This is a genomic window from Eubacterium aggregans, from assembly GCF_900107815.1.
GTDB classification, from domain to species: Bacteria; Bacillota; Clostridia; order Eubacteriales; family Eubacteriaceae; genus Eubacterium_O; species Eubacterium_O aggregans.
Map to the genome: position 1 here is coordinate 69,012 of NZ_FNRK01000012.1, position 14,207 is coordinate 83,218.

13 protein-coding genes and 1 other annotated feature are annotated in these 14,207 nt (G+C 48.7%); of the genes, 2 read left to right on the forward strand and 11 right to left on the reverse strand.

The window, feature by feature from the left end; all coding sequences use genetic code 11:
* Positions 1-87 precede the first annotated feature (87 nt).
* Both BLW33_RS08305 and BLW33_RS08310 read left to right on the forward strand, forming a co-directional pair.
* Positions 88-2,187, forward strand: coding sequence for an efflux RND transporter permease subunit (locus BLW33_RS08305; RefSeq protein ID WP_090307526.1), 2,100 nt, complete (start codon positions 88-90; stop codon positions 2,185-2,187).
* Complete coding sequence (locus tag BLW33_RS08310; RefSeq protein ID WP_090307528.1) at positions 2,162-4,264, forward strand: YhgE/Pip domain-containing protein; 2,103 nt, start codon at positions 2,162-2,164, stop codon at positions 4,262-4,264. Before BLW33_RS08305 ends, BLW33_RS08310 begins: the two co-directional genes overlap by 26 nt.
* Before the next feature lie 73 nt (positions 4,265-4,337).
* Here BLW33_RS08310 and BLW33_RS08315 read toward each other — a convergent pair whose 3' ends face one another.
* From BLW33_RS08315 to BLW33_RS08365, 11 genes are all read right to left on the reverse strand, one after another.
* On the reverse strand, positions 4,338-4,601 hold the full coding sequence (locus BLW33_RS08315) for a Txe/YoeB family addiction module toxin (RefSeq protein WP_090307531.1): 264 nt from the start codon (positions 4,599-4,601) through the stop codon (positions 4,338-4,340).
* A complete protein-coding gene (locus BLW33_RS08320; protein WP_090307534.1) occupies positions 4,601-4,849 on the reverse strand; it encodes a type II toxin-antitoxin system Phd/YefM family antitoxin in 249 nt (82 codons plus the stop codon). The genes BLW33_RS08315 and BLW33_RS08320 overlap by 1 nt, the downstream gene beginning before the upstream one ends.
* A gap of 71 nt (positions 4,850-4,920) precedes the next feature.
* A complete protein-coding gene (locus tag BLW33_RS08325; RefSeq protein WP_090307537.1) occupies positions 4,921-5,253 on the reverse strand; it encodes a thioredoxin domain-containing protein in 333 nt (110 codons plus the stop codon).
* Between the two features lie 173 nt (positions 5,254-5,426).
* Complete coding sequence (locus BLW33_RS08330; RefSeq protein WP_090307593.1) at positions 5,427-7,067, reverse strand: ribonuclease J; 1,641 nt, start codon at positions 7,065-7,067, stop codon at positions 5,427-5,429.
* 151 nt (positions 7,068-7,218) lie between these two features.
* Positions 7,219-7,917, reverse strand: a complete 699-nt coding sequence (gene sfsA, locus BLW33_RS08335; RefSeq protein WP_207647814.1) for a DNA/RNA nuclease SfsA — start codon at positions 7,915-7,917, stop codon at positions 7,219-7,221.
* Positions 7,918-7,930: 13 nt separating this feature from the next.
* The gene (locus BLW33_RS08340; protein ID WP_090307542.1) at positions 7,931-8,203 is read right to left on the reverse strand and encodes a DUF1292 domain-containing protein; all 273 of its coding nucleotides are present in this window, start codon (positions 8,201-8,203) and stop codon (positions 7,931-7,933) included.
* Entirely contained in the window at positions 8,200-8,655 is a 456-nt protein-coding gene (ruvX, locus tag BLW33_RS08345) for a Holliday junction resolvase RuvX (protein ID WP_090307545.1), read from the reverse strand. Before ruvX ends, BLW33_RS08340 begins: the two co-directional genes overlap by 4 nt.
* Positions 8,656-8,699: 44 nt before the next feature.
* Complete coding sequence (locus BLW33_RS08350) at positions 8,700-9,644, reverse strand: aldo/keto reductase (protein WP_090307548.1); 945 nt, start codon at positions 9,642-9,644, stop codon at positions 8,700-8,702.
* Between the two features lie 177 nt (positions 9,645-9,821).
* On the reverse strand, positions 9,822-10,088 hold the full coding sequence (locus tag BLW33_RS08355) for an IreB family regulatory phosphoprotein (RefSeq protein ID WP_090243275.1): 267 nt from the start codon (positions 10,086-10,088) through the stop codon (positions 9,822-9,824).
* 81 nt (positions 10,089-10,169) lie between these two features.
* Positions 10,170-12,812, reverse strand: a complete 2,643-nt coding sequence (gene alaS / locus BLW33_RS08360) for an alanine--tRNA ligase (RefSeq protein ID WP_090307551.1) — start codon at positions 12,810-12,812, stop codon at positions 10,170-10,172.
* A gap of 51 nt (positions 12,813-12,863) precedes the next feature.
* Positions 12,864-13,082: a binding site (T-box leader), on the reverse strand.
* A gap of 39 nt (positions 13,083-13,121) precedes the next feature.
* Positions 13,122-14,207 (reverse strand): AI-2E family transporter, encoded by a 1,086-nt coding sequence (locus BLW33_RS08365; protein ID WP_090307553.1) that lies wholly within the window; start codon positions 14,205-14,207, stop codon positions 13,122-13,124.

Below are 14,207 nucleotides of genomic sequence, written 5' to 3' on the forward strand. Positions count from 1 at the left end.
GTATAATTGAATTCAGTTAAATAGTCAACACTTATATGGTTATTTGATGATTGACGCTTAAATCTCACTTTAGAAAGGACGTAAAGAATGATCAAATTTGGTCGAAAAATCGTAAAGCTCCGGATTCCGATCCTCATCATCGGCATCCTATTGCTCATCCCCTCTGCCTTTGGATATTTTAACACTCGGATTAACTACGATATCTTAAGTTATCTTCCGGATGATATCGAGACGATTCAGGGACAGGATATCTTAAAGGAACAATTTGGTAAGGGGGCCTTCTCCCTTGTTATTTTAGAAGGAATGGAGGATAAGGATGTCGCTTCCCTGGAGGAACGGTTTAAGGACATTGACCATGTTGAATCCGTCATCTGGTACGACAGTGTGGCCGATTTATCCATGCCCAAGGAAATGCTCCCCCAAGAGGTCTACGATGCCTTTAATAAAGGGGATTCTACCATGATGGCAGTCTTTTTTGATACCGGTACCTCCGAGGATGAAACCATGACTGCTATCACCCAAATGCGCAGCGTGGCTGGAAAGCAATGCTTCATCTCCGGTATGTCCGTCATGGTCACGGATTTAAAGGCCCTGTGTGAAGCCGAAGAACCCATCTATGTGGCCATTGCCGTGGTTCTCTCCTGTGTCGTTATGATGCTGTTTATGGACTCCTGGGTTATCCCCCTGATCTTCCTCTTCAGTATCGGCATGGCTATCGTCTGGAACCTGGGGAGCAACATCTTCCTGGGTGAAATCTCCTTTATCACCAAGGCTTTGGCCGCCGTACTCCAGCTGGCTGTCACCATGGATTATTCCATTTTCCTCTGGCACAGCTACGAAGAGCAGCGCGAAAAGTATGCCGATAAAAACGAGGCCATGGCCCAGGCCATTGCCATGACCATCACTTCCGTCATCGGCAGCTCCATCACAACGGTGGCTGGTTTCATCGCCCTGTGCTTTATGACCTTTACCCTGGGCTTAGATTTAGGGATTGTCATGGCCAAGGGGGTGCTTCTCGGTGTGGTAGGATGTATCACCACCCTGCCAGCACTCATCCTAGTTTTCGATAAGCCCATTAATAAAACACGGCACCGTAACCTGCTGCCCAATATGAATCGGCTCTCCCATTTCATCACCGGGCATTATCGGCTGTTTATCGCCCTGTTTCTGATATTGCTTTTCCCCGCTATTTATGGCTACAACCATACCCAAACCTACTACGATTTAGGATCAACCCTTCCCAAGGAGTTAGGCTATTGCGTGGCCCGGGATAAATTAACTGAAACCTTTGATACTGGGTCCACCCATATGATTCTGGCGGATAAAAACCTTCCGGGAAAAGATACGAAAAATATGATGGATGAGATTAAAAAGGTGGATGGGGTGTCCTCGGTTTTAGGGGCGGATTCCCTGCTGGGGCCCACCATTCCCTCCTCAATGATTCCCGATGATGTGAAGGATCTTCTGGAAAGTGACCAGTATAAGCTCATTGTGATTATGTCTGAATACACCACGGCCACGGATGAGGTCAATGCCCAGGTCGATTCCATTAATACCATCATGAAGGGTTACGACAGCAAGGCCCTCCTCATTGGGGAGGCCCCCTGTACCAAGGACCTGATCACCATCACCGACCATGACTTCCAAGTGGTCAGCGCCGTATCCATCGTCGCCATCTTCCTGATCATCGCCTTTGTGCTAAAGTCCATCTCCCTCCCGGTCATTTTGGTCAGTGTTATCGAGTTTGCCATCTTTATCAACCTGGGGCTTCCCTATTATACCGGTGTGACCCTGCCCTTTATCGCCCCCATTTGTATCAGTACCATCCAATTAGGTGCCACTGTGGACTACGCCATTCTGATGACCACCCGCTATAAGTTGGAGCGCGCCAGCGGAGAAGATAAACGGACCGCCATTGAGAATGCCCTTAATTATGCCATTCCATCGGTCATCGTTAGTGCCTTGGGTCTCTTTGCCGCCACCTTTGGTGTCGGGCTTTATTCCGATATCGATATTATTGGTTCACTCTGCAGCCTAATGGCACGGGGGGCACTGATCAGCTTATTCTGTGTCGTCTTTATCCTACCCTCTCTGTTTATGGTATTCGACAAAATCATCTGTAAAACCTCAAAAGGATTCTTAAGAAAGAAGGAAACGATCCATGAAGCAAATCTCATCAATGAATAAGGGCGTCAAGCACATCCTTGCCATCGTTCTTGTGGCAGTCCTCATCGCTTCCGCCTCAGCCTATGCGGTTCTGGCCGCCAAAAGCAACACAACCATTGCTGCCAATGACACCACCGATACTGAAAAACTGACCCAAACTGCAGAAAAAGCAACGGGCAGCACCACAATCCCCTCCGCAGACGGACAGATTTCCAAGGAAGAAACGGTCTATGTCAAAACCGATGCCAGCGGAAAGGTGACCTCCACTACCGTCAGCGATTGGCTGAAGAATGCCGGGACCCAAACCCAAATCGCCGACACCTCTACTCTGGCGGATATTAAAAACGTTAAGGGTGGCGAAACCTTTACCCAAAACGCTGATGGCAGTCTGTTGTGGAATACGGCTGGAGCCGATATTTATTATCAGGGAACCACCACCCAAGCCCTGCCAGTAAGCATCTCCACGGTATACAAGCTTAATGGCCAAAGCATGAATCCCCAAGATATGGTGGGTAAAAGCGGCCAGGTGGAAATCACCATGCACTTCACCAATACCGCCACAGTGAACGGCACCACCGTCCCCTTTACCGTAGCCAGTGCCATGATGCTCCCGGATGATACCTTCACCAATGTTGCTGTGGACAAAGGGGCCGTCCTTTCCGATGGCAATAACGCCATCGTCGTCGGCCTGGCCTTCCCTGGCCTAAACGATAGCCTTGGTCTCTCTGGCAATACCCTGGACCTCACCATTCCCGACAGCATTACCGTGACCGCCACTGCCGCAAATTTTAAACTTGGACCTACCATTACCAGCATGACCTCCAACGTATTGGAAGAAGCTGGCCTGGGACAGGTCAATAGCTTTGGGGATTTGGATAACTCCATTACTAAGCTAACCACCGCAACGGATCAGTTGGTTGCCGGTACCTTATCCGCCAAGGATGGGGCCAATGCCCTGGCTACCGGAGCAGGCTCTGCCGTCACCGGCATCAATACCTTGGCCGACGGACTGAATACTTATACCAATGGTGTCGCCACCGTTGCCGGGGGGACCACAAAACTTCAAAACGGACTGGGTACCCTCTCCGCCGGGGCCAACAGCTTAAATGCCGGCCTAACCACCGCCAAAGCAGGCAGCGAACAACTGGTTGCCGGATACAAGGGCAGCGATACCCAAAATGGCGCGGCCCAAGGCGCTCAGGAGTTAGCCGCTGGGGCTTCCCAGGTGAGTCAGGGGGTGGATACGGCCGCGGCAGGCGTTGACGGAATGGATACACAAATCAATACAAGTATCGATGCCATTAAAGCCCAGATGCCCCAGGGTGTGGATTCCCTAGAAGCCGCACAATCCGCCCTCAGCCAGCTCATCGCCGGAAGAACCCAAGCCATTGCCGTCCGGGATGCTGCTACCACAGTGGAAGAAATGGCCGCCTACAATCAGAAAATTGATGTCCTATCCCAACAAATAGCCACCCTTTCCCAGGGCATTGGCAGCTGGCAGGTCTTGGAAACCATCCGCGGCCAGCTGGAAACTGAAAATGCCGATGGCCAGACGATGCTGGATCAGCTGGCCGCCCTCCAAGCCGGAGCCAGCCAAGTTGCCGACGGCGCGGCTGACCTTAACGCCGGCATTAACGGCTACGATGCTGCTGACGGTCACCACGCCGGTCTCTACGAAGGCACCGTCGCCCTGGATGCTGGCCTCACCGATGCCACCCAAGGCAGCACCGCACTGGCCCAAGGAGCTAACACCGCAACCACCAGCGCCGCCCAGCTGGCCGATGGTGCTGCCACCCTGGCCTCCAAGAACAATGAATTAACCGGAGGTATGGCCCAGCTACAATCCGGTGGGGCTCAGCTGGATGCCGGTGCCAATGCCATAGCCACCGGACTGAGCACCCTAAATAGCGGCATGACCGAATTCAAAACCACAGGCATTGATAAAATCGCCAATCTCTACAACAATGACTTAAAAGGCCTAAAAGACCGCATCACCAAAATCACCGATGCCGGCAAGGCCTACAACAGCTTCTCCGGTATTTCCAATGGAATGAACGGGAGTGTGAAATTTGTGGTGGAGAGTGGGGAGATTAAATAAAAGTATATAAAGAAAAAGCAACTCTTGATTTTTTCTAATTTTCAAGAGTTGCTTGTATTATTCAGACTTTACATTAAAACTCATAATGTGTCCAAAGACTAATAATCTTAACGGCTTTTTCATTGTCAAAAACCGCATACACCAGCCGATGTTTAATATTAATCCGCCGTGAATATGCTCCGGATAAATCCCCTTGTAATTTCTCATAGGGTGGCGGTGATTGGTACGGATTCTCCCGGAGGAGGTCAATCAGCGCTTTTGTCTTTTTTTCCAATTTAGCTGATTTCAATTTTGGTATATCATTTGAAGCTTTCTTTGTATAAAATATTTTATACATTACCACTGAACCGCATCTTCGGGTAAACACTCCGCCAGGGGGGTATTTAATCCCTCAACAATCTTTTCCTTCATACCCGGAACAGAAGACAAATACAGGGTCTCCATTAATCCATTATAATCTTCTTCACTGATAATCACCGCATTCCCCGCCTTCGTGCTGATATTAACCGGCTCATTGTACTTAATCGTCTGTTCCAGGATACCAAAAATATTTTTTCTGAAATTTGTAATATTTGTATTAAGCATGAAACACACCTCCAACTACGTACATTATAGCGTACATTATTGGAGGTGTCAAGATGCTGGAGCACCTCCATTTATATGTCCAAAGCCACTTTTAGCATCTCCTCAAGATCACAGCTCGTCCCATCCTCACCACATAAAATCAACCGGCCATTGCAGATTACCGCTGGTGGCGTGATGATGCCATAGACCTCCAAAAGCACAGGATTATCCTGACACACCGCCGGTTCAGTTCCAAGCTGGGATAGAGCCTGCTGTACCGCCTGGCATAACCGGTCGTAAGGCGCACTGGGCCGCCCTAGTACCAATACACCTTTTACATCCTTTTGACGCTCCCTGGCGTCCAGAGAAACGCCACAGCAGGTGCGGGCAAAGGTTGCGGGTTTCTTTCTTTTTTCTGATGGCATGAGGAGACCTCCTTAATTTTTATTGGTATGATTATCTTACCAATATTAGAGAATAATGCAAGAGAGGAATCATAAAATTCGTTCTTATCTTTTAATGTATAAAAAAGCACCACCCAGATCCTCTCCAGGTGGTGCTGCATCATTCATCGATTCTATTTGTTTTTTCTTTCGCCTTACACTTCCATCAAAATCGGCAAAATCATAGGTTTACGCTGGGTCTTGCGGAAGAGGAAGCGGAACAGGGAATCCCGGATTTCTCCTTTAATGGCGTTCCATTCGGTAATACCCTTGGCTTCACAGTCGAGGATGGCTTTTTTGACCTCACCCCGGGCGGCGTTGATCAGATCCTCAGATTCCCGGACATAGACAAAGCCCCGGGAGATGATATCCGGACCGGACACACATTTTCCCTTGTGCATGTTGACTACGACGATAAAGAGGCCGTCCTCAGACAGACGCTTACGATCGTTTAGGACAATATTGCCAATATCGCCGACACCCAGGCCATCCACCAGAACGGCTTCAGCCTGTACCTTACCGGCAGCACGACAGGTCCCCTTGCCGACTTCCATAACATCGCCATTTTCCTGAATAAAGATATGGCGTTTATCCAGTCCTAAATCCTCTGCCAGGGTGGCGTGGTGCATGAGCATCCGAGCTTCACCATGGACGGGCATAAAGTTCTTTGGCTTAACCAGAGTCTGGATAATCTTCAGCTCTTCCCGACGGGCATGGCCGGAGACATGGATATCTGCAAATTTCTTATAGACCACTTCAGAGCCCAAATCCACCAAACGATTGATGACCTCGGCCACCATCTTTTCATTTCCTGGAACGGGGGATGCCGAAATAATGACGGTATCATCCTTGGTGACATTTAAGAAGCGATGCTCCCCTAAGGCCATTCGTCCCAGGGCAGCCATGGGTTCTCCCTGACTACCAGTGGTGATGACAACCAGCTCCTTGTTCTTGTACTTCTTCATATCCTTAATGTCGATGACGGCATTATTGGGGATTTTCAGATAGCCCAAATCCGAAGCCACATCTACCATGTTTTCCATGCTGCGTCCATTAATAATGACCTTACGGTTATAGGCCACAGCCGCATCGATGATCTGCTGAACCCGATGGACGTTGGAGGCAAAGGTGGTCACGATGATCCGATTCTTACAGCCTCTAAAGAGGTTGTAGAAGGTTTCACCGACGGAGCTTTCAGACGCGGTAAAGCCGGCTTCCTCCACATTGGTGCTATCAGCCATCAGGAGATCGATTCCCTCGCTGCCCAATGCGGCAATACGCTGTAAATCGATGATTTCACCATCGATAGGCTGGAAGTCGATTTTAAAGTCTCCGGTATGGAAGGCCGTTGCCGCCGGGGTTTTAATACACAGGGCTACCGAGTCGGCAATACTGTGGTTGACTCGGATGAATTCCACACTAAAGGCGCCAATTTGTTCGGTTTCTCCGGCCTTGACGATGTGACGTTTGGCTTTGGAAATCAATCGATGCTCGGTCAGTTTTTTATCGATAAGCCCCATGGTAAATTTGGTGGCATAAATGGGCACGTTAATTTTTTTAAGGAGATAGGCAATCCCACCAATATGGTCCTCATGACCATGGGTGATGACCAACCCCTTAATCTTATCCTGATTCTGAATGAGATAATCGAAATCTGGGAGCACCATATCGATGCCATACATTTCGTCCTCTGGGAATTTCAACCCGCAATCCACGATGATGATTTCACCCCGGTATTCGAATACGGTCATGTTCTTCCCAATTTCACCCAGCCCTCCGATGGGAATGACTTTCATGGTTTCTTTTTTCCGTCCCTGACCACCACTGCGTCTGCGTTGGCGGCCATTCCCATTATTGTTATTATTACGGCGCTGGACCGGTTTGCTCTTTTGCGGTACCAGTTCTGTATTTTGTTGTTGTTTTTCGCTCAAAGTATCCTCCTGTATTCTATTTCGTCCGGCGGCCTCCCAGGCACACCGGTATTTCCGTATCAATTAATAGTGTATCGCCGTCGATGTGACAGCTTAAGGCCCGTATATCTATCCCGGCATCCCAACAGCGAGCGAGGTGCTGCGCGAATGTCGAATCCGTCTCAATATTGGGCGTGAAAAACTTAGCATCCCCTCGCTGTACGACGAATAGGACACCCGTGTAAAACCCTTCTTTTTTTGCAGCCATTAACTCACACAAATGCTTGCTTCCCCGAGTGGTCGGCGCATCGGGAAACATGGCAATGCCGTCTTTCACCAGGTTGGCACTTTTTACCTCAAATAATGCCGGCTGACCATAATAGTTAAAGCCCAAGTCAAAGCGGCTGTTGCCATAAGTGACTTCCCGCTTCAAAGCGTCTACTCCTGGTAACCCGCCCACGTACTCCGCTGCAATGGCATTGGCAAAAACCGAATGAATGCACACCCAAACGCCGTCGTACAACACAGCCAAAAGGGTATAATCGGTCTTTCTTGTGGGGGAAGGGTTGTAGGCCATCTTTATCGGTACACCTGCCACCAGTAATTCACGTAGCCGTCCGGTATTGGGCACATGGGCAATGGTTTTTTCACCATTTTCCAGGACCACCTGGGCGATGAAACGGTTGGGTCTTTCGATAAAGGTACCAATTACAATGGGGTATGGTGATAATGCCAATCCCCTGTATTTCTTATTCCTTGTCTTCGTCGTCACCGAATTCTTCTTCCATAATCTGGTCGTAGGTTTCGGAAATCAATTCAAACTCAGCATCGTCTTCCACTGGAAGGAGTGTCATTTCGCCGTTTTCATCTTCTTCAATGATGAATGGGAAGACATCGTCGCTCTCTTCGCTTTCTGCTAACAGGGCATAGGTTTTATCCTTTATATCAAAGCTGATCACCAGCTCAAATTCCCGTTCAACACCATCTTCGTCCATTAAAATAATTTTGTTTTCTTCAGTCATTTTAGTTTCTCCTTGAAATTATATTGTTGTTTCATTTTTTTTGATTGTTGGTCTAAATAAATCTGTAAAATCAGCTGGGCGGACAGGGTATCGATATGTTTCTTCCGATTCTCTCGACGCACGCCACCTTCGATTAAAACCCGCTCGGACGCCCGGGATGTTAACCGTTCGTCAATATAGACGACATCCAGCTTCAGGCGTTTTGCCAAAAATTGGCAATAATTCCGGGTTTTCCGGGCTTGGGCGGTTTCGTTGCCTTCCATATCCTTGGGAAGCCCCGCCACAATACCGACAATATTAAACTGGGTCACAACATCCGTAAAGAATTTTAAATCATCTTCCCGGGTTTCCCGCTTGTAAGTCCTATAACCCTGGGCTGTAATCCCCAGAGTATCACTGACTGCAATGCCGATGTATTTATCCCCGACATCCAGTCCCATCATTTTACTCATTCATACCTGCTTTCTTCTCTATTATTTCGTCTTTGAACTGCCGATCAAATCACTTTTATGCAGAATAAAGGACAGACCGAGGCACAATAGCAACAGGTCAGACATTTTTTATAATCTACCGTTGCCTGGCCATTCACAAGCCTTAGGGCATTCTGTCCACAGCGCTTCACACAGGCCCCACAGCCCTCACACCAGTCACTGATGTGCAGGCGCTTTGGCGCCTTCGCAACCCGTTTTTCTAAATCAGCCGAAATGGGGCGTCCCTCTATTTTGGCGACGTTATACTCCACCTCATCCACTGACTGCATCCCAAAGGCGATGGTGTCTAAGGCTTTAAGCCCCAACACATAATCAAAACAGGCCGCCTTGCTGGCCAGGAGGTTGCCGCCCCCCAGGGGCTTCATCCCCATGATGCCTTTACCCGCTGCCTTTGCTTTAGTAATGGCAGCCTCCATGTCCTGGCGGCGACCATCCTCAATCCCGATGCCCGTTACATTGACGAGGGGAAACACCACCTCGATTTCTTTAAAATCACAGGCATCAGCAACACCCTCCACCCGGTGGGTGGAGATGCCAAAGGCTCGAATCACACCCCGTTCCTTCATCTTTAAGAGATAACGGATGGCTTCGTAATGACCTTCAAAGGTTTTCCGGCTTTCCTGTTCGTGGAGCATATAAATGTCAATATAATCCCGGTCAAGCTCCCTTAACGCACGGGCGAGGCTCTTTTTGACCCCATCCTCCGAATAGTCGTAGGATTTGGTGCAGATTACCGCATCCGGCTTCATGGTAAGCACCTGTTTTAAATGCGCATAGTTATCATAAAGGTCTGCTGTGTCGAAAAAATTCACGCCGTGATCTAAGGCAGCGGCCATAATTTCCCGACTTTCTGCTAAACTTTTGTTTTTCTGCATTGGTGCCACGGTCAGGCTACCAAAACATAAGCGGGACACGGTGATCTTTGTATCACCCAGCTTCCGATATTCCATAGTCTTCCTTTAAACTCCAATTGGCAGTTGAAAAAACTAGCTTATTCGGTGACAGATCTTTCAAACGCCAACTGCATTGTTCTGAGTATCCCAAGATACTCCTTCCTCTAACAAAAAAGCCCCAGGTAAACCCAACATTCACCTGGGACTACTTGTCATTATTATAACGGCCTTTGATTAAAGACTCTTTAAATAACGTTTTACGAGTTCTTCAAGCAACTCATCACGCTCAATTTTCTGAATAATCAGCCGTGCATCATCGTGGCTCGTGATATAAGTTGGGTCTCCGGACATAACATAACCGACAATCTGATTAATGGGATTATAGCCTTTGGCTTCCAAGGCCTTTGTCACCTTACGCATGACTTCATCGATGGTCTGAGCCTTTTCACTATCCACATCAAACATAATCGTTCCCCGGTCGAATAATGTATTATCATTCATAATGCCGTCTACCTCCCATTTAGTCTAACATCATTTTAACCCATGCACTCTGAAAACACAAGTCTTTTTTCCGGTAACCGCCTAATTGAGCTGCTCACCAATGAGTTCTTTAGCCTTTTCTAAAGCTTCAGATAACATTTCCGGCTTTTTCCCACCAGCTTGGGCCATATCCGGCCGGCCACCGCCACCGCCACCAGCAATGGAGGCCACCGATTTAATCAGTTTGCCTGCGTGGAACCCGCGTTTCACGATATCCTTGGTCGCTGTTGCGATAAAGTTAACCTTATCTTCTGTTTTTGTCCCCAATAAGACGATGCCCGACCCCATCCGGTCCTTAAGCATATCCGAGACATTGCGCAGCTCATCCATATCCATCCCGTCCACCTCGGCAATGGTGGTTTGGACCCCACAGATAATGACCACCTGCTGATGAATATCTGCAATGAGGTTCCCGGCAAATTTCTGTTTAAGCTCAGCAATGACCTTTTCTTTATGGCGGTTTTGTTCATGGATTTCCTGGACCCGTTCTAAAAGGCTATCGGGAGCGGTCTTCAGAGCCTCGGCCACTTCCGTCAGGGTGTCGTCCATATGTTCCACCACATGGAGGGCATTCATCCCCGTGGCGGCTTCAATCCGTCTGATTCCTGCGGCCACACCGGTTTCACTTAAGATTTTAAACATCCCCACCTGGGCGGAGTTTGTAATGTGGCAGCCGCCGCAAAGCTCGATGGAGAAATCCCCAACCTTCACGACACGGACGGTTTCCCCGTATTTTTCCCCGAAGAGGGCCATGGCGCCCATGGAACGGGCATCATCGATGTTGGTTTCAAAGATGCTGACATCCTGGGCTTCCAAAATTTCTTTATTGACGATTTCTTCCACCTGGCGTTTTTCTTCCGCTGTCATGGGCTGGAAGTGGTTGAAGTCAAAGCGCATCCGGGTGGGAGAAACAAAGGACCCCGCCTGCTCCACATGATCCCCAAGAACCATTTTTAAGGCTTTCTGCAGGAGGTGGGTGGAGGTGTGATTTCTCTGGGTGGCCGCCCGTAGATCCTTATCCACCTTCGTCGTGACCACCTGGCCCACAGTAAAGGTTCCTGAAAGGACTTTACCGTAATGGATATGGCGGTTTAAGCTGCCCTTTTTACAATCCGTTACCTCAATCACAGCACCATCCTCACCGAGGATTTGGCCCTTATCCCCAACCTGTCCACCGCTTTCAGCGTAGAAGGCGGTTTGATCCAGGAGAACCAGAACCTCGTCCCCAGCGGTGATATTGTCCCGGAGATCTTCATCCCGGATGAGTCCTATAATCCGTCCCTGGGCTTCTAATTGATCGTAACCCACAAAGTTGACCAGGGCATCGGCTCCCAAGGGATTAAAGGGATCATCGGACCATACGGCGGTGTCGCTTTCTTCCCGGGCTTTCCGGGCCCGGGCGCGCTGTTCTTCCATGGCTTCCTGGAATTCCTCGATGGATACGGTGAGTCCCCGTTCCTCCACAATTTCCTTGGTCAAATCGAAGGGGAAGCCATAGGTATCATACAGCTTGAAGGCTCCCCTGCCAGGGAATACCGCTTCTTCCTGGGCGATAATCTCATCCAGTTCCATTTCCAGCAGATTCAGCCCCTGATCGATGGTTTCCTTAAAACGCTCTTCTTCGATCTTAATGATTTTCTGGATATAGTCCAGCTTTTCATTGAGCTCAGGGTAGGCACCACCGGATACCCGGGCAACCTCCTTGGCGACATCGTATAAAAACAGTCCTTCAATCCCCAGGAGCTTGCCATGGCGGGCAGCCCGGCGGAGGAGACGACGAAGCACATACCCTCGACCTTCATTACTGGGCATAACCCCATCAGCAATCATAAAGGTGACGCTGCGAACATGGTCTGTAATCACACGGATGGATACATCATCATCGTATTTTGCCCCGTATTTGACACCGGCCTTTTGGCAAATATAGTTGAGGACGTGGCCAATGGTGTCCACTTCAAAGATATTATCCACCCCCTGCATAATGGTGGCTAAACGTTCCAATCCCATACCGGTGTCGATATTAGGGTTGGCCAGGGGAGTGTAGTTGTCGCTTTCATCCCGATCAAACTGGGTGAAGACCAGGTTCCAAAATTCCACATAGCGGTCACAGTCGCAGCCGGGGCCACAGTTTGGATTATCACAGCCGTATTTTTCGCCGCGATCGTAGAAGATTTCAGAGCAGGGACCACAGGGACCAGTGCCATGCTCCCAGAAATTATCTTCTTTGCCTAAACGGTAAATATGGCTTTCCGGAACCCCCACCACATCGTGCCATAAATCATGGGCTTCATCATCATCCAGGTAGACGGTGACGTATAATTTTTCCGGGTCCATTTCCATAACATCCGTACAAAATTCCCAGGCCCATGGAATGACTTCCTTTTTAAAATAATCCCCAAAGGAAAAGTTCCCCAGCATTTCAAAGAAAGTGCCGTGGCGGGCGGTTTTGCCCACATTATCAATATCCGGTGTCCGGATACACTTCTGACAGGTGGTCACTCGTTTGCGTGGGGGGATTTCATCCCCGGTAAAATAGGCCTTCATGGGCGCCATACCGGAGTTAATCAGCAGCAGGCTCTTATCATTGATGGGCACCAGGGGAAAGCTTTTAAGACGCAGATGGCCCTTGCTTTCAAAAAAGGCCAAAAACTGTTCACGTACTTCATTTAATCCTAATGGTTTCAATTTAATCTCCTTTTATTTTTTTCCAGGGCAAAAAGCGAAGAGCCCCATCCCCATAGGGACGAAGCTCTTTATTGATATCCGCGGTACCACCCAGATTAGCACCAGTCGGTGCTCTCTTTTGCATAACGGCGCATCACCGTCATCCCCTAGGGCTGTAGCCTTCAGGGATAAAGCTCGAATGGGGCCTCCTTGCGATTTCCATAGAAGCTTCCAGCACCGCTTCTTCTCTGGGATGGTCTAACGCAACGTCATCATTCTCATTGCCTGTATTTATTACTAGTAATCATTATAACAAAGCTAATGGATTTGTCAATCCTCATTTTTCGGAGCAGTGGGTAAGTCTGCCTTTGCCTGGGCAAATCCGGCCACCAGGTATTTCATAACGACGCGTACGGTCCCCATAAGCGGCACCGCTAAAATCATCCCAAGGCCACCGAACATGGCGCCAAAAAAGAAGATTGAAAAGATGATCAGAACCGGATGGAGGCCCACATCCCCTGACATTAGGGCGGGTGCCACCACATTACCACAAATAACTTGAACAATACCCATCCATACCAGGATATATACCATCAGAATCGGGCTGGTGAACAAGGCCATCACACAAATGACCACCATCCCTACTGCAGGTCCAAAATAAGGAATCATCGTCGTCACCCCAGCAATAACACCAATGATGCTGGCATAGGGTAATCCAATGACAGAGGCGCCCACACCCGTTAAAATCCCAGCTAAAATCGACATCAGGCCCTGTCCCCGGATAAATCCGCCGATGACCATGTCGATATCACAAAACATCTTACGGATTTCATCCCGAAAATCAATGGGCACTAAATACATGAGCGCATTGGTAAAGACTTCCTTGTCCATGAGCAGCATGATCATCACCAGGGGAATGATGACTAAATTCATCAGCTGGCCACTATTGGCAATGAGGAAATTGGATAACCCCTGGAGCATCTGCCCCACGGTGGACCCAAGGGTCTTAAGGGTTTGTTCTAAGTTTAAGTATTGGGACATCCCCGAAGCATTGTACTTCGCAATAAAATCCTGGATGTCATTGGTATACCGTGAGAGACTCTCAATCATCTGTGGAATATTGGCTACTAAGGAGGCGATATTACTAATTAAATTCGGCACAAAGCTCAGGAAGGCTAAAACAATGATAGCCAGGAGTGCCAAGACGACAATCGCAACGGAAAGGCCACGTTTTATTCCCTTGCCCTCCAACATCCGAACCAATGGATTCAAAAGATAAGCAAAGATAATGGCTAAAAAGAATGGCATAAACATACTGGAAAGTGTCGGCCAGATCATTAAAAAAACGACAATGACAAAGGCCATGATCACACAATTCGTGATAAGAATCCGTTTCTTTTCCGGTGAAAGTTTCAT